Origin of the sequence: Anaeromyxobacter sp. SG66, from assembly GCF_022690805.1 — a bacterium.
GTDB classification, from domain to species: Bacteria; Myxococcota; Myxococcia; order Myxococcales; family Anaeromyxobacteraceae; genus Anaeromyxobacter; species Anaeromyxobacter soli.
In genome coordinates this window covers 1-25,921 of record NZ_JALCZC010000011.1, presented here as the reverse complement: position 1 = coordinate 25,921, position 25,921 = coordinate 1, and the positions used below count along the sequence as shown (strand labels likewise).

Sequence of the window (25,921 nt, the reverse complement as noted above, 5' to 3'; positions counted from 1 at the left end):
GCCGCCGCATACCGGCGCGTCGACCGCGAGGGCTTCCGTTCTCCTGCTTCGGCGACTCTACGTGACGGCGCCGCTCCGGCGAGCGGCGCTCGCGGGGGCAGATGGGCGGGCGCCCTATTCGCGCCGCGATCCACATCCGCGCCTCCCCTCCACACGATCGCGTGCCCGCGCCGAGCGGGACTTGGGCCTAACGCCGGAGGCCGAGCGGGGACCGGAGGGCCGCCGCCGACGCTCCGCCCGGCCCTGCGCGTCGGTTCTCGGGAACCGCGTCCTCGGCACACCAACGCCCGGAGGCCGCGCAGCGTGATCTCGTGTAGCGCGGATCACGGACGTCTCGCGCGCCGAGGGGGCGCGCGCAGACCGCGCAGCCACCTGGGCCCGCCGCAGCCATGGAGCTTCTCCCGTGGCCGCAGCAGCGAGCCCCCGTCGAGCCCGGCGGCTGCTTCGCCGATTACGACTGCGCCGCGGGCGCGCTCTGCCTCGACGGCCTCTGCACCGGCTGCGCCACCGATGCGGCCGTGTGCTCGGGCGCGTTCGACGCGGCCGACGCCTCGCGGAACAGCTGCACGAGGTGCCTCACGGCCGCGGACTGCTCGGGGAGCGCCTCGCGCAGCAGGTCGGGGAGCTCGCAACCAGGCGGCACCTCGTGCAGGCCGTCGAGCACGAAGACGAACGGCACCTTGATGCTGGCCCAGAGCTGGCGGAAGAAGCGGCGCGCGAAGGTCTGGAGCCCACCGTGATACGGAGGGGTGAAGAGCGGGAGCGGCCGCCGGGAGCCGGGCGTCGCGCGCCGCGACGCCTGGACGAGATAGTAGAAGAAGGTCGCGGGGTCGGCGTCGCCGGGATCGAGCTGGTACCAGAGGCAGCGCAGCGCGCGGGCCGTCACGTAGCTCGCGGCGAGCGTCGTCTTCCCCGCGCCGGGAGGCCCGGCGATCCAGGTCGCCGCTCGCGCCTCGTCGAGCCGCGCGAAGAGCCGCGCGCGGGGCACGACGGCAGGCAGCCGCGGGCGGGAGATCTTGGCGAGCGAGGCCATGGCCGGATCCGGGCGCAGGCGCACCACTTCACGTGGGCAGCAGGCGCCCCATGCGCAAGGAGCTCGGGCGCGCCGCTCCGTGACGGCGCCTCGCGCGATCGCCCTATACCAGGAGCGGAAACCCACCCGGAGCACACCGACCGAGGCGCCGGCCGACGGCCTGCGCTCCGCTCACCGCTCGCGTTCCGGCCGGCGCCGCGCGACCGCCCCGCGCGCCGCCGCGGGCTGGCCGCTCGGGAGCGCCACGACGAAGGTGCTCCCCATCCCGGAGGAGGACGCCAGCTCCACGCGCGCGCCGATCGCGGCCCCGAGGTCCCGCGCGACCGTGAGGCCGAGACCGAGCCCCGGGACGTATTGCTCGGCGGCGCGCGCGCTGCGCTCGAAGGGCTCGAAGAGGCGGGAGCGATCCTCCGGCGCGATGCCCGGTCCGGAGTCCTTCACCTGCACGCGGAGCTCGTCGCCGCGGCTCTCGATCGCGACCTCCACCGCGCCGGCGGTGGTGAACTTGATGGCGTTCCCGACGAGGTTCGCGAGGATGAGGCGCAGGAACCGCGGCTCCGTCTCGATCCATGGGACGTGATCCGGCGCGCGGAGGACGAGCTCGATCCCCTTGTCCTCCGCCTGCGGGCGCTGCTCCTCCACGACCTTCGCGACCAGCGCCCCGAGATCGACGTCCTCGACCTCGGCCGCGAGCCGGCCGCTCGCGAGCTGGGCCTGGTGCAGGAGCGCCTCGACGAGCCCGGTGAGCCGGGTCGCGGCGAACACCCCGCGGCGCAGGATCGCGCGCTGGTGCTCCTCGAGCGGATGCTCGGCGTCGCGGGTGAGCCGCTGGAGCTGGAGGTGCAGGGTCGTGAGCGGAGTCCGCAGCTCGTGGGAGACGAGGCGGAGGAAGTGGGTCCTTACCGCGTTCGCCCGCTCCGCGTCCTCCTGCGCGCGCCGCGCCACCTCGAGCGCGGCCTCGAGCTCGCGCTTGCGCGCCGCGAGCGCTCCGGCGAGCGCGACGACGTCGTGCGTCTGGGAGTCGAGCTCGCGCTGCAGGACCTCCCGGGCGCGCTTCACGGAGACGAGGTTCGCGACCCGGGCCCGCGCCTCCTCGGCCACGAACGGCTTCATGAGGTAGTCCTGCGCGCCTTCCCGGAGGAGCTGGGCGCGGAGCGCGTCGTCCGCCCTCGCGGTGAGCACGAGCACCGGGACGCCGTCGAGCTCGCGGCGCTCGCGCATGGCGCGGACGAGCGCGTCGCCGCTCATGCGCGGCATCATCACGTCCGTGACGACCGCGTCCGGCGGCCGTGCGAGCGCCTCCACCAGGCCGGCCTCCCCGTCGGGAGCGGTCGAGACCTCGAACTCGCCGGAGAGCACCTCGGCGACGAAGCGGCGCATCTCCGCGTTGTCCTCCACGACGAGCACGCGCGGCCTGTCCAGCCCTCCGCGCGAGACCTCGTCCGGCGGATCCGCGGCGGTCCGAAGCTCCTCGACGACCCCGGACCCGTAGTCGCCCTCCCCGCCCGCGGCGCCCGGGGGGAGCTCCTCCTTGCGGGCCTGCGGGGGCAGGTGGACCGTGAAGAGCGCGCCGCCCTCCGGCGCCTCGTCCACCTCGATCCGGCCGCCGTGCAGCTCCACGAACTCCTTGGCGATGGCGAGGCCGAGCCCGGTCCCGCCCACGCGGCGCGCCGCCTCGTCGTCCCCGCGCGCGAAGCGGGCGAAGACCGACTCCCGCTGCGCCTCCGGCACGCCCGGTCCGCTGTCCGCGACCTCGAGCGCGAAGCCCGGCGTGACCTCCGCGCCCGCGGCCGTGACCGCGCGCAGGGAGCAGCGGATCCGCCCCCCGGCCGGCGTGAACTTGAAGGCGTTCGAGAGGAGGTTGAACAGGACGCGCTGGAGCTTCCCGGGATCGACGCGGGCTGCGAGCGACTCGGGGCCTTCGACGGCGAAGGCCGTGCCGCGCTCCGCCGCGAAGGCCTCGAAGTGCGCGGCGACGAGGCGGACCAGGCGCCCCACGTCCGCGTCCGCGAGCTCGAGCGCCATCTTGCCGGCCTCGAGCTTCGAGACGTCGAGCAGGTCGTTCACGTGCTTCGCGAGCGTACGCGCGTTGCGCGCGATGACCTCGAGGTCGCGCCGGGTCCCCGAGGGGAGCTCCGCGGCCAGGAGCTCGTCGGCGGGGCCGAGGATGAGCGCGAGCGGGGTCCGCAGCTCGTGGCTCACGTTCGCGAAGAACCGGGCCTTCTGGCGCTCCAGCTCCTTCGACTTGTCGTAGGCGGCGCCCAGCTCGCCGAGCGTCGCCTCGAGCCGTGCGTGCAGGCGCGCCCGCTCCTCCTCCGCGCGCTTGCGCTCCGCGACGTCGCGGATGGCGGTGATGGCGAGCGGTCCGTCCTCGGTCTCCAGCGGCGAGAGGCTGATCTCCGCGGGGAACTCGGTCCCGTCCTTCGTGAGGCCGAAGAGCTCGAGGCGCCCCGCGCCCATCGGACGGGTCCTCGGCGAGGCGAAGTACTCGGTGCGGTGGGCCGGGTGCGCCGCGCGGAAGCGCGCCGGGATGAGCGCCTCCACGCGCTGGCCGAGCAGCTCCTCGCGCGAGTAGCCGAAGAGCTTCTCGGCCTGCGCGTTCACGAGGATCACCTTGCCGCGCCTGTCGGTCACCACCATCGCGTCCGGCGCGGCCTCGAGGACGCCCTTCACGTACGACTCCACCTTCTTGCGAGCCGTGACGTCCCGGAGCGCCGTGATCGCGTACATCCCGTCCTCGGTCTCGAGGGGCGAGAGGCTGATCTCCGCGGGGAACTCGGTGCCGTCCTTGCGCAGCCCGAAGAGCTCGAGGCCGCCGACGGCGCCCATGGGACGCGTGCGCGGGTCGCGGAAGTAGCCGTTCCGGTGGTGCGGGTGCGCCGCCCGGAAGCGCTCGGGCATGAGCATCTCGACGGGCTCACCGAGGAGCTCCTCGCTCCGGTAGCCGAAGAGCCGCTCGGCCTCGGCGTTCACGACCACCATGCGGCCGACGCGGTCCGTGATCACCATCGCGTCCGGCGCTGCGTCGAGCACCGCCTTGAAGCGCGAGGCGATACCGTTGACTGACTCCGTCATATCGGCCCAGTGCCTGTGGGAGCGGCGCGCTCGGTGCCATGACCTCTCGGGGCCACACGCCGCTCAAAGCCGGGCGATCCGCCGACCGCCCGCACGGAGGAGGAGCCTGCGATGTCACACGCGACCCGGCTGATGATCGGCGCCACCCTCGTCACCGTCCCGACCATCGTGTTCGGCGGCCTCGCCGTGCTCGGCATCGTCACGGCCGGCGGGGCGGGCGTCCCCGGCCCGGAGCTGACCCCGCTGCAGCTCACGCTGTACCGTGCCGGCCATGCTCACGCGGGCGTGCTCGTCCTGCTGTCGCTCGTGCTGCAGCACCTGCTCGACGCGGTCCGGCTCTCACCGGGCGTCGCCTGGAGCGCGCGCGTCGCCGCCCCTCTCGCCGCGATCCTGGTCTCGGCCGGCTTCTTCGGGCTCGCCCACGCGCCCCCGCTCCGCGCGCTGCTCTACGCGGGCGCGGCGCTCGTCGTGTACGCGACGCTCACCGTGGGGATCGGCCTGCTGCGATCTCTGCGGCCGCCGCCCGTCACGGCGGCATCACGGTCGTCCAGCGCGGGTCGTCCGAGACCATGAGCTCGAGCCAGGCCGCGAGCGTGGTCCCGCCCTCCTCGTGCGAGGCGACGTAGGAGCCCCCGGCGAACGGCGTCGCGGGCGTGAGGAGCATGTGGGCGTCGAGCTGCCCGCCGTCCGTGTCGTAGAAGACGCGCGCGTTGCCGGTCGGCGCGAAGACGAGCGCCTCGAGCTCGCGGAGCGACGCCTCGAACGCGTCCGGGGTCGAGAGCATGAACGTGGCCATGACCGGGTCGCGGACGTGAGACAGGAAGGCGATCCGGTCGCCCGCGTGCGAGGAGGAGAGCTCGCTGAACGCGGCGGACAGGTTCGAGCGGCACTCGACGCAGACGGGGTCGAGCGCCTCGCCGAGGTGCCAGGAGCCGTAGAACGCGTCGCGCAGGTCCGCGGGCACGTCGTTGTTGACGAGCGCGGGCCCGGAGTCGTCCACGAGGTAGCCTCGCGCCTCCGGCCAGTACCAGCGGAACGCCTCGTAGCTCACCAGCGCGCCGAAGCCGCCGGCGGAGGAGCCCGCCACGACGAGCTTGCGGGGCGACGGGAACGTCGGGGCGAGCCGCGCGAGGTACGCGAGCACGTTCGCGTGCCCGACGTGCCTCCAGGTCTCGGAGAAGACCGCGTTCCCGTACACCTTCACGTTGCTCCCGCCGTGCACGTCGCCCGTGCAGTAGGGCACGAACACGATCGTCGCGCCGGCGAGGGAGGGCGGAAGGTTCGCGCGATCCGTGAGCGAGCTCGGCACGTAGTCCCGCAGCTCGACGTCCCACTGAGCCTGGCCGTAGTGGTCGTCGACCGCGGTCCCGGCGGCGCAGGTCGCGTAGTCCCAGCAGGCGCCCCCGCCGTCGAAGAACACGAGCAGGTCGGACCCGCTCCCGCGGTTCACGGCGAGGCCCGTGGTGGAGCCGTCGGCGCACACGGCGTCGTCGAAGGGGATCCAGGCCCAGGTCTCGAGCGGCAGCTCCGCCTCGGAGATCGCCTGCCCGAGCGGCGGCTTCCCGGTGTAGCCCTTCTTCTCGATGGGGGTCGTGTTTTGCGCGCACGCGGCGAGCGCGGCGGCGAGCACTGCGGGTACGAGGCGGCGAAGGCGCATGCGAGCACTCCCCAGACGAAGAGCGGCGATGCTCGTCCGGGAGCGGGTGAGCGCTCAAGCCCGGGAATCGCACATGCAGCATCGGGCCCTCGCGAGCCGGCGGAAGGGTGCCCCACGCGTTTCAGGCCTCGTCACGTGTGCGCGGCGGCGTCGTCCCGCTCCGTCGGCTTCCAGGCGACGAGCTTCAGGTCCTCGACGAGCACCACGTACAGCAGGGGCACGACGCCGAGGGTCACGAAGCTCGCGAGCAGCAGCCCCGCGACGAGGACGTACACGAGCTGCTGCCACATGGGCCCGCCCTCGATCGCGAGCGGGATGAGGCCGCCTACGGTCGCGAGGACGGTGGTGAGCACCGGCCGGAGCCGGACGAGGCCCGCGTCCACCACGGCCTTCCGGAGGGGCACACCCTCCTCCCGCGCCTCCTCGATGAAGTCGTTCAGCACGATGATGTGGCTCACGATGACGCCCATGAGGCTCGTGACGCCCAGGAACGCCATGAACCCGAAGTTCGTCCGCGTCGCCCAGAGCCCCAGCACCGCACCGACCATCCCGAACGGGAGCGCTCCGAAGACGACGAGCGGCTTGAACACGCTCGCGAACTGCCACACGAGCACGAGGAAGATGAGCGCGATGGAGACCTTCAAGGCGACGGCGACCCCGGCGAACGCCTCCGTCTGCTGCTCGTACTCACCTCCGTAGGAGAGGTGGTACCCCGGCGGCAGCGGCATCGCCTCGAGCCGGGGCCGCGCGTCGCCGAGGAGCGTCGACGCGAGCACGCCCGCGCGCGGACTCGCGCCCACCGTGATCGTCCGCTCCTGCCGGTACCGGACGATCTTCTGCGGCTCGTAGCTCTCCTCGAGGGCTGCGATCTGGTCGAGCCGGACCGCGCGTCCTCCCTCGGCGCCCCAGACGTACAGATCTCGCACGCTCGAGGTCGAGGCGCGCTCGCTCGGAGTGAGCCGCAGGACGATGTCGATGAGGCGATCGCCGTCGCGGAGCTGCGTGACGGCCTGCCCGCTCAGCGCGGTCGTGGTCGAGCTCGCCACGTCCGCGTGCGTCACCCCGGCGCGGCCGGCGCGCGCGTCGTCCACCTCGACGCCGAGCCGGGCGCCCTCCGCTCCCCAGTCGTCGCTCACCTCGCCGCTCGCGGGGAGCGTCCGGAAGATCCCCTTCGCCGCCTCGGAGAGGCGGCGAAGGACCTGGATGTCGGGGCCGGACATGCGGACCTCCACCGGCACCACCGCAGGCGCGCCGGACGAGAGCCGGTACACCGCGAACCGGGCTCCCGGCACGGAACGGGTGAGCGTCTCCTGGATCCGCCCCTGCATCGGCCGGGACTCCGCCGGGTCCCGAGCCTGGAGGATGAGCACGCCGTAGGCCGGGTTCTTCGGCTCCGGGCCCACGTTCGCCCACCAGCGCGGCTCGCCACCGCCGACGAAGGAGGTGATCTGCTCGAGCGCCTCTCCCTCCCGCGCGAGGATCGTCGTGCGCGCGCGCTCGAGGACGTCGTGCGTCGCCCGGACGTCCGAACCCTCCGGGAGCCGCACCTCGACGTAGAAGCGCTCCAGGTCCTCCTCCGGGAAGAATTGCGTTCGGATGAGGAGCGCCGGCGCGAGCCCGACCCCCAGGAACACCGCCGCGGCGACGAGGCTGCGCCGCTTGCGACGGAGCATCGCGTCGACCGCGCGGCGATACCAGGCGGCGACCCGCGCGGACCGCGCGCCGCCCGCCTCGACTCCGCGCTGCCCGCGCAGCAGGTACATGCCGAGGAGCGGCATGAACGTCATCGACACGACCCGGCTCGAGAGGAGCGCGAGCGAGACGACCACGGGGAGCGAGTAGATGAACTCGCCCATCGATCCCTCGACGAGGAGCAGGGGGGCGAACGCGACGACGTTCGTGAGCGTGGCGAACAGGATCGCCTTCGCCAGCCGGGTCGGGCCCAGCCACGCGGCTCGCCTCCGCGGCGTGCCGGCGGCCAGCTCACGGTTGATCGCGTCCGCCGCCACCACGGGATCGTCCACCAGGAGGCCGAGCGCGATGATGAGCGAGGCGATCGAGACCTGCTGGAGGTCGATCCCCAGGAGCTGCATGAGCCCGAAGGTCATCGCGAGCGCGAGCGGGACGCTCGCCGCGACGAGCAGCGCGCTCCGCCGCTCCATGAACAAGAGCGCCACCCCGATGACGATCGCGACCGCCTCGACGAGGCTTCGCGAGAACTCCCCGATCTTCTCGCGCACGAGCTCGGGCTGGTCGCTCGTCTTGACGACGCGCAGATCCGCCGGGAGCCGGTGACGCAGCTCCTCGACACGAGCGTCGAGCTCGTGACCGAGCTCCGCCACCTGCACGCCGCTCCGCGCCTGGACCGCGACCGCCAGCGAGCGCGTGCGATGCCAACCGCCCCGCGCGTCGCGCCAGGAGACCCAGCTCGCGTCGGAGACCGGCGTTTCGTACGTACGGTGAACCTCGGCGACGTCCCGGACGTACACCGTCCGCCCGTCCTTCGTCCGGGCCACCGGCGCGTCGAGCACGTCGCGCTCGTCCTCGAATGCACCCGAGGGCTCGAGCAAGATCGTCTGCCGCCCCGCGGCGACGCTCCCGCCCGGGAGGATCACGTTCCGCCCCCGGAGCGCCGCGGCGACTCGCTGCGGCTGGAGGTCGAACGAGGCGAGGCGCTCCTGGGAGTAGAGCAGGTACAGCTTCTCCGGGACGACCCCGTACCGCTCGACCCGTCCCACCGCGGGCAGGCGCGCCAGCTCGTCGCGGAGGACCGTCGTGAACTCGTCGAGCTCGCGATAGCTGTACTTGTCGCCGGCGGACGCCACGAGCTGTGCGCGCACGGCGGCGGGGTCGCGGACCAGGATCGGCGTCCAGATGTCGGGGTGCGGGAGCTCTCCCCCCATCACCTCCTGGCGAAAGTGCGCGTCGAGCGCCGCGATCCGCTCCTCTCCTCGCGGCGAGTAGTCGATCGCGACGAAGCCGCCGCCGCCCAGGACCGCGCCGTCCGCGATCGCCCCCATCCGCTCGCCGGTCTCGAGGTACTTCCGCGCGGCCGCCGCGACCGTCCGGCCGTCCACGCCCGCCGGGAACACGAAGACCTTGGCCGCGCGCCCGGCGGCGTCCGGCTTCCCCGCGCGGTGCGCCTCGATCGCCTTCCGGATCGATGCCGCCCGCACGTCGACCTCCACCTCGTCCACCGGCGGGCTCGCCACGGAGTACAGGACGGTCGCGGTGTCTCCGAAGTGCGTGTTGAGCAACGGGCGGAGCGCGCCGGCAGGGAGCCCGCGCAGGGTCTGAAGGCGCGACTCCAGATCGTTCCAGGCCTCCTCGAGCTCCTGCTTGCCGACGTCGTCCTCGAGCGTCACGAAGAGCGTGGTCGTGCCGGTGCGCGTGATGGACTCGATCTCGTCCACGTGCGGCACCTGCGCGACGAGGAGCTCGAGCGGGCGCGCAACGAGCTGCTCGACGTCGGCGGCCTCCGCTCCGGGCCACGCGGCGGTGACGGTCGCGGTCTTCACGAGGATCTCGGGATCCTTGCGCTGCGGCATCTGGACGTACGCCCAGGCGCCCCACGCGAGGGTCGCCACGAGCGCCACCCACGCGATGTGCGGGTGCTCGACGAAGAAGCGCGCCGTGTTGAAGCGCCCGCCGGCCGGGTGCATGTTCACGGCACGACCTCGACCTGCTGCCCGTCGTGGAGGAACTGTGCGCCGTCCACCACGATGCGCTCGCCCCCCGAGAGCCCCGAGACGATCGCGACGTCGTCCTGGTGGAGGTCGCCGATCTCCACCCGGCGCGCGGCGACGTGCCGGCCGCCCTCGCGCAGCACGAACGCGGCGAAGCCCTTCCCGTCGGGCGCTCGCGCGACCGCGGAGAGCGGGACGAGGATCGCCTCGCGGGCGTCGTCCGGCGCGATCCGGGCGGTGGCGACCATCCCCGGCTTGAGCGCGCCCGCGGAGTTGGGGATCGTCACCTCGACCGCGTACGAGCGCAGCCCGGGATCCGGGACCGGCGAGATCTTGGTGATCCTCCCCTCGATGAGGCGCCCCGGCAGCGCGTCCACCTCCACCGGGACCCGATCGCCGAGCGCGAGATCGTTCACCCGTCCGTCGGGCACGCCGAAGACGGTCCTCATCTCGGCGGTGCGGAGGATCGTGAAGACGGGCTGCCCCGGTCCGACGCGCTCGCCGGCGTTCACGCCGCGCCGGGCGACGACGCCGTCCACGGGACTCACGAGCCGCGTGTCCTCGACGTTCCCGGCGGCGAGCGCGGCCTCCTCCGCGCGCGAGCGGCGCTGCGCCCGCGCCGCCGCGAGGTTTCCCTGGGCCGTACGGAGTGCGGTCTCCGCGCGATCCAGCTCCGCACGCGCGATGGTCTGGTGCTCGAGCAGGTAGCGCGCGCGCCGCGCATCGAGCTCGGCCTGCGCGAGCGCCGCCTCGGCCGAGCGCTCCTGCGCCTCGACGTTCGCGAGCGACGCCTGCGCCGCGCGCGCCTGCATGAGCAGGTCCTGCGGGTCGAGCGTGGCGAGCACGGCACCCTTGCGGACGACGTCTCCCTCCTGCACGGCACGTCGACCCTCGTCGGCGTTCACCTCCAGAAGCCTCGCCACGCGGCCCCCGAGCTTGAAGCTCAGCTCGAGCCGTGTCTCCGGCTCCAGCGCGCCCGCGAAGCGCGACGGGGTCCCGGTGGGTCGGGCACCGACGGTGGCGACGCGGACTGCGCGAGCGAGTCGCGGCGGGGGCTCGGCCTCCCGGCACGCGAGCGCAGCGCCGACCGAGACGACCGTCAGGAAGACGCGCAGCCGGACGGCGCGGTCTGCGAGGACGCCTGGCGCGACGAGCGTGGAGCGGATGCGGTGGAGCTTCATGGAATGTCCCCCTTCGCGACCCCCTGCAAAGCTCGGCCCGAGGCACGATGCGAGCGCGACGAACGGTCGAGAAGCGGTGAGGGCGGCGCCGTCATGCGGCAGCGCGGTCAATCGGCCGTTGCCGTCGGGCGTCAGCGTGTCAGGAAGACCGGCATCTCCGTCGGATTCGTTTACACCGGGTCCCCACCCCGCTCGCCCAGGGGCGGCGCGAACGTCCCGGCGCGGCGCCGGCCGGCGCGCAATGCCTCACGCGCGTGCGCCGCTCGGCCGCAGGCGCGAGGGGTCGCCGCGGCGCCAGAGCGCTGCTCGTGGTCCACCGAGCGTGCAGCCGACGTGAGCCTGCGCGCGGGCGTCGAGCTCGGCCCGTCGCCCGGAGCGCCCGGCGGCAGGCGGCGCCGCTGGGCGCTACGGGCAGTTCTTCTCGGAGGAGGTGTCGTTCGCCGGGATCGGCCTTCACATCTTTCTCTGAGCGGCACGCACGTTGCGAGGGAGGACGATGATGCCTGCCTCGATCTCGGAACACGCGCTGCTCGGGGATACCCACTCCGCCGCCCTCGTCGCATCCGACGGCTCGATCGACTGGGCGTGCCTGCCGCGCTTCGATTCGCCCGCCGTGTTCGCAGCTCTGCTGGGAGACGAGCGACACGGCCTCTGGCGCGTCGCGCCCCTCGCCCCTGCCCACGCAGTCCGCCGACGGTATCGGCCGGGCTCGCTCGTCCTCGAGACGGAGCTCGACACACCCGACGGCACGGTGCGCCTCGTCGACTTCATGCCCCCGCGCAGGGGCCCGCCGCGGGTGCTCCGGATCGTGGAGGGCGTCCGCGGGCGCGTGGAGATGCGCATGGAGCTCGCGCCGCGGTTCGGCTACGGGGCGATCCTGCCGTGGGTGTGGCGATCAGCCGGCCAGCTCGTGCTCGTGGGCGGCCCCGACGCGCTCGCGTACCGCGGCACCATCGAGCCTCACGTCCGCCCTGGCTCGGTGACGGCCGAGTTCGCGCTGGAGGCCGGGGCGAGCGCGGAGCTCGAGCTCGCGTGGTTTCCTTCGCACGAGCGCCCGCCGAACCCGGAGGATCCGGCCGCCCTGCTGGCCGAGACGGACGCGTACTGGACCGCGTGGTCGGGGCGTGTCCTGCATGCCGGGCCCTGGCGCGACGCGGTCGTGCGATCGCTCGTCACGCTGAAGGCCCTCACGTATGCCCCGACCGGCGGGATCGTGGCGGCACCGACCACCTCGCTTCCGGAGCGGCTCGGCGGCGAGCGGAACTGGGACTACCGGTACTGCTGGGTGCGGGACGCCGCGCTCACGCTGTACGCGCTGCTGCACGCCGGCTACCGGGACGAGGCGCGCGCGTGGCGAGACTGGCTCCTGCGCGCGGTGGCGGGCGCCCCGGAGCAGGTCCAGGTCCTCTACGGTGTCGCCGGCGAGCGGCAGCTGCCCGAGCTCATCCTGCCCTGGCTGCCCGGCCATGCGCGCTCCGCGCCGGTCCGCGTCGGGAACGCCGCCGCGGGCCAGCGGCAGCTCGACGTGTTCGGCGAGCTGCTCTCCGCCCTGCACGCGACGGCGGAGAGCGGCGTCGAGCCGGCTGCGCGGGGCTGGGAGGTGGTGCGGGCGCTCGTGGAGCTGCTCGAGTCCCGCTGGCAGCTGCCGGACGAGGGCATCTGGGAGGTGCGCGGCGGTCGCCGCCACTTCACGCACTCGAAGGTGATGGCGTGGGTGGCGTTCGACCGCGCCGCGCGGGCCGTGGAGCGGTTCGGGCTCGATGGACCCGCCGCGCGTTGGCGCAGGGTGCGGGACGACGTCCACGCGGAGGTGTGCCGCCGGGGATACGACGCGGCGCGCGGCACGTTCACGCAGACCTACGGCTCCGCGGAGGTGGACGCGAGCCTGCTCACCCTGCCGCTCGTCGGGTTCCTGCCGCCGCACGACCGGCGTGTCCTCGGCACCGTCCGCGCCGTCGAGCGCGATCTCGTCCACGACGGGCTCGTGCGCCGGTACCGCGACGACGCCGACGTGGATGGGCTCCCACCGGGAGAAGGGTACTTCCTGCCGTCCAGCTTCTGGCTCGTCGACGCGCTCGCCGTGACGGGCCGGGTGGGCGAGGCGCGGGCCCTCTTCGAGCGCCTCCTCTCGCTCCGCAACGACGTCGGCCTCCTCTCGGAGGAATACGATCCCGCCGCTGGGCTGCTCGGAAACTTCCCCCAGGCCTTCACGCACGTGGCGCTCGTGAACTCGGCGCGCGTGCTCGCGGCGCTGGAGATCGAGCGCCCTCCCTCGGCGGGCGATTCCACGTAGCACGGGGTGGCGACACCGCCGGGCCGCGCCGTCCGCTCGCCTCAGTGCGTGTTGCCCGCGCTCTTCGCCGCCTGCCGCGCCTCGGCGCGCGCGCGGACCTTCCGGAACTCGGCCTCGAGCTCCGCGAGCTCGTCGTCCGTCGCGTGCTCGAGGTCGGTGAAGATGTTCCTCGCCTTCCGCTGCGAGCGGATGAGCTCGTCGAGCTTCAGGTGCAGCGCGCGCGTCTCGCGGTTCTGGGTCGCCTGGATGAGGAACACCATGAGGAAGGTCACGACCGTCGTGCCGGTGTTGATGACCAGCTGCCAGCTGTCGCTGAAGTGGAAGAGCGGCCCGGTCACCCCCCACCCGACCACGAGGGCGAGCGCGAGGAGGAACGCGCGGGGCGTCCCCACCACCTCCGAGATCGCCAGGGCGAAGCGGGCGAAGCGGCCGTTCACTCCAGGAATCTAAGGCGCGGGCAAGGCCCGGGCGGGCCTCCGGCCCTCCGAGCGCAGCGCGGCGCCGGCCAGCGGGCGCTCAGCCTCTCCATGGCTCGCTCGCCCGCAGCGCGGCCACGATGGCGCGGGTCGAGGTGGAGCGGTTGAGCGTGTAGAAGTGGATGCCGGGCGCCCCGCGGCGCAGGAGCTCGGCGCACTGCAGGGTGGCGTAGGCGACGCCGAGATCTCGCGCCGAGTCCGGATCGCTGCGGCGGACCTCCATCGCGGCGCGCAGCGGCGGGGGGATGGCCGCGCCGCACATCGCCGTGAAGCGCTCGGTCTGGTCCACGTTCGTGAACGGCATGATCCCCGGCACGATCGGCACGGTGATGCCCGCCGCGCGGGCCCGCTCGACGAAGCGGACGTAGTGCGCGTTCTCGAAGAAGAGCTGGGTGACGAGGAAGTCGGCCCCGGCCTCCACCTTGATCTTGAGGTGCGCGAGATCGGCCGCGAGGTCGCGCGTCTCGACGTGGCCCTCCGGGTACGCCGCCGCGCCCACGCAGAAGCGCCAGCGGTCCGGGCGCGAGCGGATGAAGGCGACGAGCTCGCTCGCGTAGCGGAAGCCCTCCGGGTGCGGCTCGAAGCTCGCCTGCCCGCGCGGGGGATCGCCGCGGAGGGCGAGGACGTTCTGGATCCCCGCGTCCGCGAGCTCGTCGAGGACGCCGGCGAGCTCCTCGCGCGAGGCGCCGACGCAGGTGACGTGCGCCATCGCCTCGACCTCGGTCTCGCCCTTGAGCCGCTTCACGAGCTCGAGCGTGCGCTGCCGGGTCGACCCGCCGGCGCCGTAGGTCACCGACACGTAGGCGGGCCCGAGCGGCCGGAGCGCCTCGACGGTCTCGAAGAGCTGGCGGACTCCGTCGTCCGTCTTCGGCGGGAAGAACTCGAACGAGAAGATGGGCTCGCCGCGCTCGCGGGCGAAGCGGAGGAGGTCGCTGATCCGCACGGTCCGCCGGAGGTTACAATGAAGCCTGTCCCGCCGCCATGTCGAAGCCGCCCCGCTACATCACGCCCGAAGGTTTCCGCCGGCTCGCCGCCGAGCACGAGCGCATCTGGTCCGTGGACCGCCCCCGCATCGTGGCGGAGGTCGAGGCCGCGGCCGCCCTCGGCGATCGCAGCGAGAACGCCGAGTACATCTACGGCAAGAAGAAGCTGCGCGAGCTGGACCGGCGGCTGCGCTTCCTATCCCAGCGGATGGACGCGCTCACGGTGATCGTGCCGCGGCCCCACCCGCACGGGCGCGCGTTCTTCGGGGCCTGGGTGACGGTGGAGGGGGAGGACGGCGACGAGCGGACGTACCGGCTCGTGGGCCCCGACGAGTTCGACGTCCCGGCCGGACTCATCAGCGTGGACGCGCCGCTCGGCCGGGCGCTCCTCGGCAAGCGCGAGGGCGACTCGGTCGTGGTGCAGCGCCCCGCCGGCGAGGCGGAGCTGACGATCGTCGAGATCTGCTGGACCGCCCCGGAGAGATCATGACCGCCGTCACCGACCGGGCAGCGCAGCGCGCTCTCGTCGAGCGCTACGTCCGCGAGCGCCCCTTCGCCCTCCTCCTCGACGCGACGGGCCCGTCGCTCCTCGACGTCTTCTCTGGCAAGGCGCTCCCGCTCGACTACGCCGCCCTCGCCGCCGTCGAGGAGCGGAGGGACGCGACGACCGGGCGTGCCTACCTGGCCCTGCTGCGCGATGGCGGGACCGAGATCGCCCTCACGGACGCGGGGCTCGCCTTCCCGCCGGTGACCTCCAGCACGGGACCGCTCGAGGGGCTCCCCGCCGCCGTCTGCCTGCGCGACCTCGCCGGGGCGGAGGCGAGGCTCACGCACTTCCTCCTCGAGCATCCGGGCGAGCGGCCGGACCGCGCGCACGTCGATCTGTTCATGTTCTGCCTGGCCGTGGTGGAGGGGGCGAGGGCGGCTGGGCTGGACGTCGGCCCGGAGGAGCGCCGCCTCGAGCGCATCCTGGGCGAGCTCGAGGCGCGCCGCCGCGGCTGATCCCCCGGCCTCGCGGCCGGCGTCCTAGCTTTCAGGTCGTGAGAGTGATGAGCTGGAACGTCCACTCGCTCCGCGGGACGGACGGGCGGCGCGATCCCGAGCGCATCGCGCGGGTCATCGACGAGCTGCGCCCCGACGTCGTCGGGCTGCAGGAGGTGGGCGGCGAGCTCTCGGCGGGCGGGCCGCAGGACGCCGCGGAGGTGCTCGCGCGCCTCACCGGCATGCACAGCGCCTTCGGACCCACCCGGAGCTTCCACGGCCATCCCTACGGGAACGGGATCCTCTCGCGGCACCCCATCGACGCGACGCGCACCTACGACCTCTCGGTCCCCGGCCGCGAGCCGCGCGGCTGCCTGCGCGCGGACGTCGAGATCGCCGGCCTGCGCGTCCACTTCTTCGCAGCCCACCTCGGCCTGCACTGGAGGGAGCGCCGCCGCCAGGTCGCGGCCCTCCTCTCGGCCGACATCCTGCGCGACGCGGCGCTCGCCCACCCGCTCGTCCTGGTCGGAGACTTCAACTCGCTCTCCAACCGCTCCGCCGTCCCGCGCTGGCTCCGGCGCCAGCTCGTCGACTGCGCCCACGCGTCGGGCGACGAGGCGCCGACCTTCCCGTCCCGCTTTCCCTTGCTGCGGCTCGATCGCGTCTTCGTGGACTCGGCGTTCACCGTCGTCCGGAGCACGGTCGTGCGCGACCCGGTGGCGCGGCGCGCCTCGGACCACCTGCCCATCGTCGTGGACCTCGAGCTCGCGCCGGCGGCCCGGCGGCCGCCCGAGCTCCGGCCGATCGAGGCAGCAGGCGTCGTGACGACCGTCCGCACGTGAGGGCTTCCATCCGCCGCGCGCGGCGGCGCGAGGCGCGGCCGCAGGAGGTCCGCCCGCCGGGGTGAATGTGAGGGAGAACGACCGTGCGCAGCCTAAGAGCGGCGCCCGAGGCGGGCGGGAGGGACTCGATGGACATGAACATGAACTGGAAGCTGATGAAGAAGTACCTGGAGCGGGATGCGCTCTTGAAGCGCATCGGGCTCGAGGAGCGCAGCCCGACGACCGACGTCTTCACCGGCCTCGGCCTGTTCGCGGTGGGGGTGCTCGTGGGAGCCGGCCTCGGCCTCATGTTCGCGCCGAAGCGGGGCGACGAGATGCGCCAGCTCGTCGGCGAGGCCTGGAAGAACCGCGGCCGGACGGGCCAGGACTTCCAGCGCGAGATGGGAGTGGAGTCGGGGCTTCCGCCCACGACGTCGGCAGGTCACTGAGCGCCGCGGGCGCTCGGTGCGAGGGGGCGCTACGCGCCGGTCCCGGCCGGCGCCGGCGCCCCCTCGTCCGACGCGGACCTCGCGATGCGCGCCCAGAGCGCGTCGGTGCCGGTGCCCTCGATCGCCGAGAACGGCACCGCGTCTCCCCGCTCGAGCTGCAGCGTCTCCTCGACCGTTCGGAGCGCGGCGCTTCGCCGCGTCTTCGGCAGCTTGTCCATCTTCGTCGCGGCCACGAGCACGCGCCGGCCGGTGGCGCGCAGGAACGACGCGGCGTCGACGTCGCTCTCGGAGGGAGCGTGGCGCGCGTCGACGATGAGCACCACCGCGCGGAGCACGTCGCGGGCGCGGAGGTAGTCCTCGATCATCGCCGCCCAGCGATCGCGCTCGTCGCGCGACACCTTGGCGTAGCCGTACCCCGGCAGATCGCAGAAGCGCACGTGGCGTGGCCGCGCGGCCGGCGTGGGCCGGAAGGCGATGTCGAAGAACTGGAGCGCCCGCGTGCGGCCGGGCGTCGCCGACACGCGCGCGAGCCCCTTCTTGCGCGTGAGCGCGTTCAGCATCGACGACTTGCCGACGTTCGAGCGGCCGACGAACGCGAGCTCCGGCGTGGCGCTCATCGGCCACTCCTTCTGCTTCGTCGCGGTCTTCACGAACTCCGCGGAGACGACCTGGATCGGCACGTCAGCGCCCCTTCCTCTCGTCGACCCAGTGCTCGATGAGCGGCATCTTTCGCTTCGCGTCGAAGCGCTCGAGGCTCGGGGTCGACTCCGTGTGGCACGCGCCGCAGGTCTTCTCGCCGGGATCGACGAGCCCGAGCGCGTGGGAGAGCTCCGGATCGCGCATCACGTAGCTCGCGGCGTAGAGCTCGCCGGGGCCGTGGCAGGCCTCGCAGCTCACGCCGGAGATCCCGTCGGCGGCGTCGGGCGCGTGGCAGGACAGGCACCGCCGGTCCTCGCGGCTCTTCTCGGGCAGGCTCTCGCGGGCGCGCGCGTGCGGACCGGCGCGCCAGCGCGCGTACGCGGCGGGGTGACAGGCCTTGCACGTCTCGGGGCCGACGCGGTCGCCGGCGAGGGCGAGGGCGGGCAGCGCGAGGGCGCACACGAGGGCGAGACGGACGGGGGCGATCACGGGCACGGAGTATAATGTCTCATGCGTCCCGTCCACCCTGCTCTGCTGGTCCTCGTCGCCCTCGTGCCGGCGCTCGCGGTCGCGCGCCCTTGGCAGGGCATCCAGCCCGGCGCCAGCACCCAGCGCGACGTGGTCGAGCGCTTCGGGGAGCCGGTCACGCGGGCGAAGCGCGGCGCGCGCACCGTCCTCGCCTACCACGGCGAGCACGCGCCCGCGGGGACGCGCCAGGCGCAGTTCCACGTCGATCCCGCCGGCGTCGTGCAGGAGATCACGATCTTCCTCACCGCCCAGCTCGACGCGGAGACCGTGGAGGGGACGTACGGGAAGCCGCCGCAGCGCACGTTCCTCGAGGACACCTTCCAGAAGGTGTGGCTCTATCCCGCCGCCGGCGTGACCGTCTACTTCGGGAAGGACGGAAACGTCGAGGCGCTCACCTTCTCCCAGGGCAAGGCGCGCCCGGCCGCCTCGGGCCCCTCGGCCGGCGGGGCGCCGGCCGCCGGGGCCGCCGCGCCGGGCGCGACCCAGGCGGCGCGCTAGCGTGCGTGTCATCGGCCTCACCGGCGGGATCGCCACGGGAAAGAGCACGTTCGCGGCGGCCCTGCGCAGCCGGGGCGTCCCGGTCATCGACGCGGACGCCCTCGCGCGCGCGGTGGTCGAGCCCGGCACCCCGGCGCTCTCCGAGATCGCGCGCGTCTTCGGGCCCGGCGTGCTCGACGCCCGGGGCGCCCTCGACCGGCGGGCGCTCGGCGCCATCGTCTTCTCGGACCCGGAGGCGCGCCGGCGCCTCGAGGAGATCACCCACCCGGCCATCCGCGCGGCGATGGTGGCCGAGACCGCCCGCCTCGCCGGCCTCGGACACGACCTCGCCTTCTACGACGTGCCGCTCCTCTTCGAGGTCGGCCTCGACGCGGCGCTCGACAGCGTCGTCGTGGTGTGGGCGCCGCGCGACGTGCAGCGCGCCCGGGTCGTGCGGCGGGACGGGAGCACCCCCGCCGAGGCGGACGCGCGCCTCGCGGCGCAGCTCCCCATCGACGAGAAGGCCAGGCGGGCCGACTTCCTCGTGGACAACGCCGACGAGGAGGACCTCGGCCCCAAGGCGGACCGCCTCCTCGCGGACCTCCGGCGGGGCCTCGGGCGGAAGCTTCCCAACGCACCCGCCGTACGTTATTGACCCCGCCGATGCCCTCCTCCGAGCGCGTCCAGCTCGTCACCGGTTACCCCGGCTTCATCGGCAAGCGCCTCGTGCGCCAGCTCGCCCAGGCGGCGCCCGACCGCGGCCGGCTCGTGCTGCTCGTGCAGCCGAAGCACGCGGCCGCCGCGCGCGCCGAGCTCGCCGCGCTGGGGGCGCGGCACACCGAGGTCGTCGAGGGCGACGTCGAGCAGATGCACCTCGGCCTCTCCGGCGCCGAGTTCAAGGCGCTCGCCGGCGCGGTGACCGACGTCTGGCACCTCGCCGCCATCTCCTGGCTCGGGGCCGATCCGCGCTACGTCCGTCGCGTGAACGTCGAGGGCACCCGCAACGTCCTCGAGCTCGCGCAGCGCGCTCGCCGGCTCGCGCGGCTCAACCACTTCTCGACCGCGCTCGTCTCCGGCGACCGCGAGGGCGTCATCCTCGAGGACGAGCTGGCGCTGGGCCAGCGCTTCCACGACGCCTACGAGGAGAGCAAGTACGAGGCGGAGCTGCTCGTGCGCCGCGCTCAGGCCGATCTTCCCGCGACGATCTACCGGCCGAGCATCGTGGTGGGCGACTCGCGCACCGGCGAGATCGACCGCTTCGAGGGCCCGTACGCGCTCGCGATCCTCCTCGTGGCGTCGCCGCTCGCCGTCCCGCTGCCGCTCCCGGGCGCCGGCTCGGCGCCGCTCAACGTCGTGCCGATCGACTTCGTCGTCGAGGCGTCGCTCTCGATCGCCCGGAACCCCGCCGCGGCGGGCAAGACCGTCCACCTCGTGGACCCCGCGCCGCTCTCGACGCGGCGCGTGTACGAGCTCATCGCCGCGCGCGCGGGCAAGCGGCTCCCCTCGATCGCCTTCCCGTCCCGAGCGTTCGACGCGATCCTCCAGCTCCCCGTGCTCGAGCGGCTCTCCCGCCCGCACCGCCCCGCGCTCGCGCGGGTGAACCACCTCGCGATCTACAACCCGCGCAACCTGCTCGACCTGCTCGAGGGCACCGGCATCCGCTGCCCGCCCATCGCGAGCTACCTCGACCGCCTCATGGACTTCGTGCAGGGCGCCTTCGCGCGCCGGCGCGAGGACGCCGCCCGGGCGGCGGAGGTGGAGGACCCGCTCGATCCGCGCGGGTGACCGGGCGCCGCCGCCGTGAACCTCGCGACGGCTCGGCTCGGCCCTGGCGAGCGTCGCGTGACGCGCGGCGTCAGGCGCGCCGGCCGGGGCCGGAGACTTGTGCTGCCGTCCGCTCTCCCTTACAGGGATGGGATGAAACGCCTCCAGGACTTCACCGCGGGCGACACCTTCGAGCTCGTCCGGGAGGTCGATCCTTACCGTCCCGTCTACTACGCGGGCGCGTCGGGCGACTTCAACCCGATCCACATCGACCCCGAGGTCGGCCGCGCCGCCGGCTACCACGGCGTCATCCTCCAGGGCATGTGCACGTTCTCGTGGCTCTCCGACGCGTGCGTGGGGTACCTGGACGATCCCGCCCGGCTCGTGCGCGTGCGCGCCCGCTTCACGAAGCCCGTACAGGTGGGCGACGTCATCCGGATCGAGGGGCGCTGCGTGGCCGTCGAGGGCAGCGCGGTGAAGCTGGAGCTCTCCGCGAGGAACCAGCGGGGTGAGGACGTGCTGAAGAGCGCCGTGGCCGAGGGCCGCGTCGAGGAGAGGTGATCGTGCCCGTCGACAGGAAGCACCTCGGCCGCCGCTACGGGCCGTACCGGTTCCAGGTGAGCGTCGAGCAGATCAAGGACTTCGTGGCCGCCACCGGCGGCGGCGTCCCCGGCCATGCGTTCCCGAGCCCGCCGGACCGGTTTCATCACCCGTGGACCTGGGACGAGGAGGCCGCGAAGGCGTCCCCGCACGGCGGGATCGTCGCGCCCCCGACGTTCGCGACCACGTTCGCCATCGAGCCGTTCGCGCGGGCCTGCTCGGATCCGGAGCTCGCGGTGAACGTCCTCCGGCTCGTCCACGGAGAGCAGGAGTTCGAGTTCCACGAGCCGGTGCGGCCGGGCGACGTCCTCGAGACCGAGGGCGAGATCACCCGCCTCCAGGAGCGCGGCAACCTCGACTTCGTCGAGGTCACCACGACCACGCGCAACCAGCACGGGCGCGTGGTGGTGAAGGGCGTCTGGACGGCGATCGTCCGGAATTGACGGCTCGAGCGACGGCGTGATTCGCGACACCGAGTGGTCGCGAATCACGCACCGTCACGCGCTGCCGCTCAGCGCCGCGCCATCGACCGCTGGTGGGCGTCGCTCGACTCGTCGTGGATGAGCCCCTTCACCTTGTCCGCGAGCTCCGGCGTCACCGTCAGGTTGTGCGCCTGCTGCGCGTGACGACCGGCCTGATCCAGGATCTCCTGCTCGTTGCTCCCGCGCGCCACGAAGTCGCAGCTCATCCCCACGTCCCGGCAATGGAAGTCCTTCATGGTCCACCTCCCCGCAGCCACGTACCGCGGGCCGGCGGCGCCGGCGAGGGGACGCACGGGTTCCCTCGCACTCGGGCTCGCGCGGTGGAGCGGGCGCACGCCCGCGGCGCAGCCGCCACGGCGCGCGCAGGGCGGCGCGCGCGGCGGGCGGTGCCCGAAAGCAGGACGCCCCCGCCGGCGAGGCCGACGGGGGCTCCGTGACGACTCGCGCGGCGCGCGCCGGGCGCGCCTCGAGTCACTCGTCGTCTTCGCCGGCCCCGAGCAGCGCCGAGATGCTCGGCCCGCTCTTCGCCGCCCCGAGCGCGCGCACCGCGTCGAGGTGGTGCAGGAGGAGCGCGCGGTTGTCGCCCACGTTCAGGTTCTGCAGCTCGAGCGCGCCGATGCGGTCCTCCGGCGTGAACGCCGGCTCCTCCACCCGCTCCATGGAGAGCTTCTCGGGCGCGTAGCTCATGTACACGGCCTTCGTGGCGACGATCGTCCAGTCGTCTCCGCGGCGCAGCTCGACCTTCACGGAGCCGGTGACCGCCGGGGCGATCCAGCGCGTGAGCGCGTCCCGGAGCATCATCGCCTCGGGGTCGTACCACTTGCCCTCGTACAGCAGCCGGCCCAGCCTGCGCCCGAGCGTGAAGTAGAGATCGAGGGTGTTCTCGTTGTGGATCGCGGAGAGGAGCCGCTCGTAGGCGAGGTGGAGGAGCGCCATGCCGGGCGCCTCGTAGATGCCGCGGCTCTTCGCGTCGATGACGCGGTTCTCGATCTGGTCGCTCATCCCGAGGCCGTGGCGCCCGCCGATGCGGTTCGCCTCGAGGAACAGCTCGTAGGGCGACTCGAAGCGCTTGCCGTTGAGCTCCACCGGCTGGCCGTTCTCGTAGGCGACGGTGACCTCCTCGGCCTTGACCGCCACCTCCGGCTTCCAGTGCGCGACGCCCATGATCGGGTTCACGATCCGCATGCCCGAGTCGAGCCGCTCGAGGTCCTTCGCCTCGTGCGTGGCGCCGAGCACGTTGGCGTCGGTGGAGTAGGCCTTCTCCGTCCCCATCTTGTAGGGGAGCTTCCGGCGCTCGAGGTACTCGCTCATCTCCTTGCGGCCGCCGAAGGCGGTCACGAAGGCCTGGTCGAGCCAAGGCTTGTAGATCTTGAGGTCGGGGTCGACCAGGATCCCGTAGCGGTAGAAGCGCTGGATGTCGTTGCCCTTGTGCGTCGAGCCGTCGCCGAAGACGTGCACGCCGTCCTCGCGCATCGCCCGCACGATGGCGGTCGTGGTCACCGCGCGGCCGAGGGGGGTCGTGTTGAAGTACTTCTTGCCGCCCGAGGAGAGGTGGAACGCGCCGCACTGGATGGCGGCGAGCCCCTCCCGCACCATCGAGTCGCGGCAGTCGATGAGCCGCGCCTTCACGGCGCCGTGCTGCAGCGCGATGGGCGGGATGTCGGCCGGGTTCGCCTCGTCCGGCTGCGCGAGGTCTGCCGTGTAGGCGTGGACGGCCATGCCCTGCTCCGACAGCCAGGCGACGGCGCAGCGGGTGTCGAGGCCTCCGCTGAAGGCGATTCCGAGGGCGGTTCCCTTGGGCGGGAGCGACTTGTAGATGCGGCTCATGGTCCCCGCGACGTAGCAGAAAATGCCGTCGCGTTCCAGCGCGGCCCGCGCCGGGAGGCGCGCTCGCTCGCCTCCTAGACCGCGATCACGCCCTCGGCGAGCAGCCGCGCGAGGATCCGGGCCGTGTCGAGCCGCGGCAGGCCGGAGAGGGCGAAGAGCGCCTCGAAGTCCACCGTCCCGTCGACCTGCGCGAGCAGGAAGCCGGCCCGGTGATCGAGGTTCAGCCAGAGGACCTCCTCTGGACGGATGGCGAGGCGCGGCACGCCCGTGCGCGGGCCGAGCTTCGACTCGTACATCGCGACGAGCGTCGCCTCGTTCTCCGCCAGGTACGCGCGCGCCTCCGGGTGGTCCGGATCGACCTGCAGGACCTTCTCGATGAGCTCGAGCGAGCCCGAGAAGTCGCCGAGCGCGAACAGCTCCTTCGCGGCCGCGAGCCACGCGGTCGGCTCGCCCCGCCGGTCCGCGCCGCCCGGGGCGCCCGGGGCGCCCTCCGGCACGAGGGGTCGCAGGCCCGACTTCTCCGAGACCGCCTCGAGATCCAGGCCGCCTCCCGGCTCGAGCACGTAGGTCGCGGCGGCCGCCGGACCGTCGTCCCAGGGCGACGGCGCGAACTCCTGCCCGCGCTCGGGCCGCGGCGAGGCCGGGACGGGGTGCGGCGTCACGTACCGCGAACCGGGCACCGGCGTCACCGCCCGGAACGTGCCCGGGGTGGGCGTCGAGGCGGGCGTCACGGCGTGGATCCGGACGATGTACCCGCGCGCCTTCGCGTTGCCGGGATCGAGCACCAGGACCGCCTGGAACGCGGCCAGCGCGTCCTTCACGCGCCCGGCCAGGTAGGCCTTCACGCCCTGGTCGATGAGCTCCGCAACCGTCGCCATCGCTCACCGTCCCCCGGGCGTGCGCCCGCCGGCGGCGAGCCCCTGGAAGAGCGCGAGCGTGCGCTCGAGGGGCTCCACCTCCGCGGCGAGGGCGTCGCCGTCCCGCGCCTGCATCGCCGCCCGCGCCCGCGCGAGCACGGCCTCGGCCTTCCTCAGCGCGTCCCCCCCGAAGCGCGTCCGCTCGATCGCGTCGCGCGCGGCGGGGACGAGCGCCTCGACCTCGTTCACCATCCGGCTGACCCACTGCCGCCGCTCCTCGATCTCGCGCGTCGTCTGCTTGCGCTGGAGCTGCTCGTCGAGCTGCTCGTCGAGGATCCGCCGCAGCTCCTCCTCGGTCAGGCCGGAGGTGGCGGTGACCGTGATCGACTGCCGCTGCCCGGTGGCGACGTCCTTCGCCGAGACGCCGACGATGCCGTCCGCGCTGATCTCGAAGGTGACCTCGATCGAGATCTCGCCGCGCCGGGCGGGCGGGATGCCGTCGAGGACGAACTCGCCCAAGAGCTCGTTCTCGATCGCGCGCTCGCTCTCGCCCTGGAGGACGGCGATGCGCACGGAGGTCTGATCGTCCTTCACCGTCGTGAAGAGGTGGGTCTGCGCGGTGGGGACGGTGGTGTTCCGCGGGATGACCGTCTGGAAGTAGCCGCCCACCACGAGCAGGCCGAGGTTCTGGGGCGTGACGTCGAGGAGGAGGACGTCGTCCCCCTTCGCCGGCGCCGCGAGGGCGTGGGCCTGGATCGCCGCGCCGAGCGCGACCACCTCGTCCGGGTGGACCCCCTTGCACGGCTCGCGCCCGAAGAACTCGCGCACCGCGCGCTGCACGCGCGGCATGCGGGTCATCCCGCCGACGAGGATCACCTCGCCGACCTGGGCCGGGCGGACGCCGGCGTCCTTCAGGGTCCGATCGGTGACGGCGATGCAGCGATCGACGAGGTCCTTCGTGAGCTCCTCGAGCCCCTCGCGCGAGAGCTGGCGGTCGAGGTGCAGGGCGCCCTTGCCCTCCCCGCCGCCGAGCAGGAACGGCAGGTGGATCGCGGCGGTCTGGGTGGAGGAGAGCTCGCACTTGGCGCGCTCGGCCGCGTCGCGGACCCGCTGCAGCGCCATCTTGTCCTGGCGAAGGTCCACCCCGCCGTGCTCCTTCGCGAAGCCGAAGGTGAGCCAGTCCATGACCCGGCGGTCGAAGTCCTCGCCGCCGAGGTAGGTGTCGCCGCCGACGGCGACGACGTCGTAGACGCTCCTGCCGATGTCGAGCACCGAGACGTCGAACGTGCCGCCGCCGAGGTCGAACACGACGACCTTGCTCTGCACGTGCTTCCCGAACCCGTAGGCGAGCGCCGCGGCCGTGGGCTCGTTCACGATCCGCAGCACCTCGAGCCCGGCGATCCGCCCCGCGTCCTTCGTGGCCTGGCGCTGCCCGTCGTTGAAGTAGGCGGGGACGGTGACGACGGCGCGGCGCACCGGCCGGCCCAGGAACGCCTCCGCGTCCCCCTTCAGCTCGGCGAGCACGAGCGCCGAGATCTCCGGGATGGAGACCCCGCGGCCGCCGAGCTCCACGCGGACGTCGTTCCCCTCCGGGCCCGCCACGAGCGCGTAGGGCAGGACCTTGCGGGCGTCCTCGACCTCCTGCGACCCCCAGCGCCGGCCGATGAGCCGCTTCGCGGCGAACACCGTGCCGTCGGGGTTCGTGATCGCCTGCCGCTTCGCGAGCGCGCCCACGAGGCGCTTGCCGTTCTTCGCGATCGCCACGACCGAGGGCGTGAGCGGCTGTCCGGTGCGCCCGGGGATGACGCGCGGGACGCCGTCCTGGACAGTGGCGACCACCGAGTTCGTGGTGCCGAGGTCGATGCCGACGACGGGATCGAGGTCGCTCATCCGAGGAAGCTCCACCGGAGGCTCTTCAGGCGCGCCCTGGCCGACGCGCGTCCGGGCTCGAGCTCCAGGGCCCGCTCCAGCGCGCGGCGGGCCTCCTTCCGCTCACCCTGCGCGTCGAGCACCATCCCGAGCGCCTCGTGGGCGATCGCGGCCCGCGGCGCGGCGCGCACCGCGGCGTCGGCGAGGGCCCGCGCCGCCGCGACGTCGCCCGCCGCGAGCGCC

General features: G+C 73.6%; 25 protein-coding genes. 11 read left to right on the top strand and 14 right to left on the bottom strand.

Translation table 11 applies throughout. The features are described 5' to 3' along the window. Positions 1–451: 451 nt before the first annotated feature. Together MNZ39_RS05510 and MNZ39_RS05505 are read right to left on the bottom strand one after the other, a co-directional pair. Positions 452–1,033: a hypothetical protein gene (locus MNZ39_RS05510; RefSeq protein WP_242335738.1), complete on the bottom strand. Its 582-nt coding sequence runs from the start codon at positions 1,031–1,033 to the stop codon at positions 452–454. Positions 1,034–1,204: 171 nt separating this feature from the next. Next, positions 1,205–4,108 carry an ATP-binding protein gene (locus MNZ39_RS05505; RefSeq protein ID WP_242335735.1) on the bottom strand — a complete coding sequence of 968 codons (2,904 nt, stop codon included), beginning with the start codon at positions 4,106–4,108 and terminating at the stop codon, positions 1,205–1,207. A gap of 111 nt (positions 4,109–4,219) precedes the next feature. On the opposite strand from MNZ39_RS05505, the gene MNZ39_RS05500 reads away from it, so the two are divergent. Then, positions 4,220–4,681: a hypothetical protein gene (locus MNZ39_RS05500; protein ID WP_242335732.1), complete on the top strand. Its 462-nt coding sequence runs from the start codon at positions 4,220–4,222 to the stop codon at positions 4,679–4,681. On the opposite strand, the gene MNZ39_RS05495 is transcribed toward MNZ39_RS05500, so the two are convergent. The 3 genes from MNZ39_RS05495 to MNZ39_RS05485 form a co-directional block, all read right to left on the bottom strand. Then, positions 4,635–5,765 carry a pectin acetylesterase-family hydrolase gene (locus tag MNZ39_RS05495; protein ID WP_242335730.1) on the bottom strand — a complete coding sequence of 377 codons (1,131 nt, stop codon included), beginning with the start codon at positions 5,763–5,765 and terminating at the stop codon, positions 4,635–4,637. The two genes, MNZ39_RS05500 and MNZ39_RS05495, sit on opposite strands and share 47 nt — an antisense overlap. A gap of 131 nt (positions 5,766–5,896) precedes the next feature. Further along, entirely contained in the window at positions 5,897–9,427 is a 3,531-nt protein-coding gene (locus MNZ39_RS05490) for an efflux RND transporter permease subunit (RefSeq protein WP_242335895.1), read from the bottom strand. Positions 9,428–9,429: 2 nt separating this feature from the next. Further along, a complete protein-coding gene (locus tag MNZ39_RS05485) occupies positions 9,430–10,632 on the bottom strand; it encodes an efflux RND transporter periplasmic adaptor subunit (RefSeq protein ID WP_242335727.1) in 1,203 nt (400 codons plus the stop codon). Positions 10,633–11,131: 499 nt separating this feature from the next. Between MNZ39_RS05485 and MNZ39_RS05480 the strand changes: the two genes are divergently transcribed. Continuing rightward, entirely contained in the window at positions 11,132–12,925 is a 1,794-nt protein-coding gene (locus tag MNZ39_RS05480; protein ID WP_242335724.1) for a glycoside hydrolase family 15 protein, read from the top strand. A gap of 41 nt (positions 12,926–12,966) precedes the next feature. On the opposite strand, the gene MNZ39_RS05475 is transcribed toward MNZ39_RS05480, so the two are convergent. Next, positions 12,967–13,362, bottom strand: coding sequence for a low affinity iron permease family protein (locus MNZ39_RS05475; protein ID WP_242335721.1), 396 nt, complete (start codon positions 13,360–13,362; stop codon positions 12,967–12,969). 79 nt (positions 13,363–13,441) lie between these two features. Continuing rightward, complete coding sequence (gene metF / locus MNZ39_RS05470; RefSeq protein ID WP_242335718.1) at positions 13,442–14,344, bottom strand: methylenetetrahydrofolate reductase [NAD(P)H]; 903 nt, start codon at positions 14,342–14,344, stop codon at positions 13,442–13,444. Positions 14,345–14,382: 38 nt separating this feature from the next. Here metF and greB point away from each other — a divergent pair, with 38 nt between their 5' ends. From greB to MNZ39_RS05450, 4 genes are all read left to right on the top strand, one after another. Then, on the top strand, positions 14,383–14,874 hold the full coding sequence (gene greB, locus MNZ39_RS05465; protein ID WP_242335715.1) for a transcription elongation factor GreB: 492 nt from the start codon (positions 14,383–14,385) through the stop codon (positions 14,872–14,874). Beyond that, positions 14,871–15,386 carry a hypothetical protein gene (locus tag MNZ39_RS05460; protein WP_242335712.1) on the top strand — a complete coding sequence of 172 codons (516 nt, stop codon included), beginning with the start codon at positions 14,871–14,873 and terminating at the stop codon, positions 15,384–15,386. The genes greB and MNZ39_RS05460 overlap by 4 nt, the downstream gene beginning before the upstream one ends. A 47-nt stretch (positions 15,387–15,433) precedes the next feature. Next, a complete protein-coding gene (locus tag MNZ39_RS05455) occupies positions 15,434–16,207 on the top strand; it encodes an endonuclease/exonuclease/phosphatase family protein (RefSeq protein WP_242335709.1) in 774 nt (257 codons plus the stop codon). Positions 16,208–16,290: 83 nt separating this feature from the next. After that, positions 16,291–16,635, top strand: a complete 345-nt coding sequence (locus MNZ39_RS05450; RefSeq protein WP_242335706.1) for a YtxH domain-containing protein — start codon at positions 16,291–16,293, stop codon at positions 16,633–16,635. Between the two features lie 29 nt (positions 16,636–16,664). Here the strand turns inward: MNZ39_RS05450 and yihA are convergent, their stop codons facing one another. After that, complete coding sequence (gene yihA, locus MNZ39_RS05445) at positions 16,665–17,315, bottom strand: ribosome biogenesis GTP-binding protein YihA/YsxC (RefSeq protein WP_242335703.1); 651 nt, start codon at positions 17,313–17,315, stop codon at positions 16,665–16,667. Position 17,316: 1 nt separating this feature from the next. Next, entirely contained in the window at positions 17,317–17,763 is a 447-nt protein-coding gene (locus MNZ39_RS05440) for a cytochrome c family protein (protein ID WP_242335701.1), read from the bottom strand. A 21-nt stretch (positions 17,764–17,784) separates the two neighbouring features. Here MNZ39_RS05440 and MNZ39_RS05435 point away from each other — a divergent pair, with 21 nt between their 5' ends. From MNZ39_RS05435 to MNZ39_RS05415, 5 genes are all read left to right on the top strand, one after another. Further along, positions 17,785–18,300, top strand: coding sequence for a hypothetical protein (locus tag MNZ39_RS05435; RefSeq protein ID WP_242335698.1), 516 nt, complete (start codon positions 17,785–17,787; stop codon positions 18,298–18,300). Between the two features lies 1 nt (position 18,301). After that, complete coding sequence (gene coaE, locus MNZ39_RS05430; protein ID WP_242335695.1) at positions 18,302–18,934, top strand: dephospho-CoA kinase; 633 nt, start codon at positions 18,302–18,304, stop codon at positions 18,932–18,934. An 8-nt stretch (positions 18,935–18,942) separates the two neighbouring features. Next, entirely contained in the window at positions 18,943–20,064 is a 1,122-nt protein-coding gene (locus MNZ39_RS05425) for an SDR family oxidoreductase (RefSeq protein ID WP_242335691.1), read from the top strand. A gap of 132 nt (positions 20,065–20,196) precedes the next feature. Then, a complete protein-coding gene (locus MNZ39_RS05420) occupies positions 20,197–20,604 on the top strand; it encodes a MaoC family dehydratase (RefSeq protein WP_242335688.1) in 408 nt (135 codons plus the stop codon). A 2-nt stretch (positions 20,605–20,606) separates the two neighbouring features. After that, entirely contained in the window at positions 20,607–21,086 is a 480-nt protein-coding gene (locus tag MNZ39_RS05415) for a MaoC family dehydratase N-terminal domain-containing protein (protein ID WP_242335685.1), read from the top strand. Between the two features lie 68 nt (positions 21,087–21,154). Here the strand turns inward: MNZ39_RS05415 and MNZ39_RS05410 are convergent, their stop codons facing one another. The 5 genes from MNZ39_RS05410 to MNZ39_RS05390 form a co-directional block, all read right to left on the bottom strand. Continuing rightward, positions 21,155–21,361 (bottom strand): DUF1059 domain-containing protein, encoded by a 207-nt coding sequence (locus tag MNZ39_RS05410; protein WP_242335682.1) that lies wholly within the window; start codon positions 21,359–21,361, stop codon positions 21,155–21,157. A 235-nt stretch (positions 21,362–21,596) separates the two neighbouring features. Next, on the bottom strand, positions 21,597–22,952 hold the full coding sequence (gene argG / locus MNZ39_RS05405) for an argininosuccinate synthase (RefSeq protein ID WP_242335679.1): 1,356 nt from the start codon (positions 22,950–22,952) through the stop codon (positions 21,597–21,599). Positions 22,953–23,026: 74 nt separating this feature from the next. After that, complete coding sequence (locus tag MNZ39_RS05400; RefSeq protein ID WP_242335676.1) at positions 23,027–23,830, bottom strand: tetratricopeptide repeat protein; 804 nt, start codon at positions 23,828–23,830, stop codon at positions 23,027–23,029. 3 nt (positions 23,831–23,833) lie between these two features. Next, positions 23,834–25,699, bottom strand: coding sequence for a molecular chaperone DnaK (gene dnaK, locus MNZ39_RS05395; RefSeq protein WP_242335673.1), 1,866 nt, complete (start codon positions 25,697–25,699; stop codon positions 23,834–23,836). After that, positions 25,696–25,921, bottom strand: a 226-nt coding sequence (locus MNZ39_RS05390; protein WP_242335670.1) for a tetratricopeptide repeat protein, incomplete at its 5' end; no start/stop codon positions are given. The genes dnaK and MNZ39_RS05390, both read right to left, overlap by 4 nt.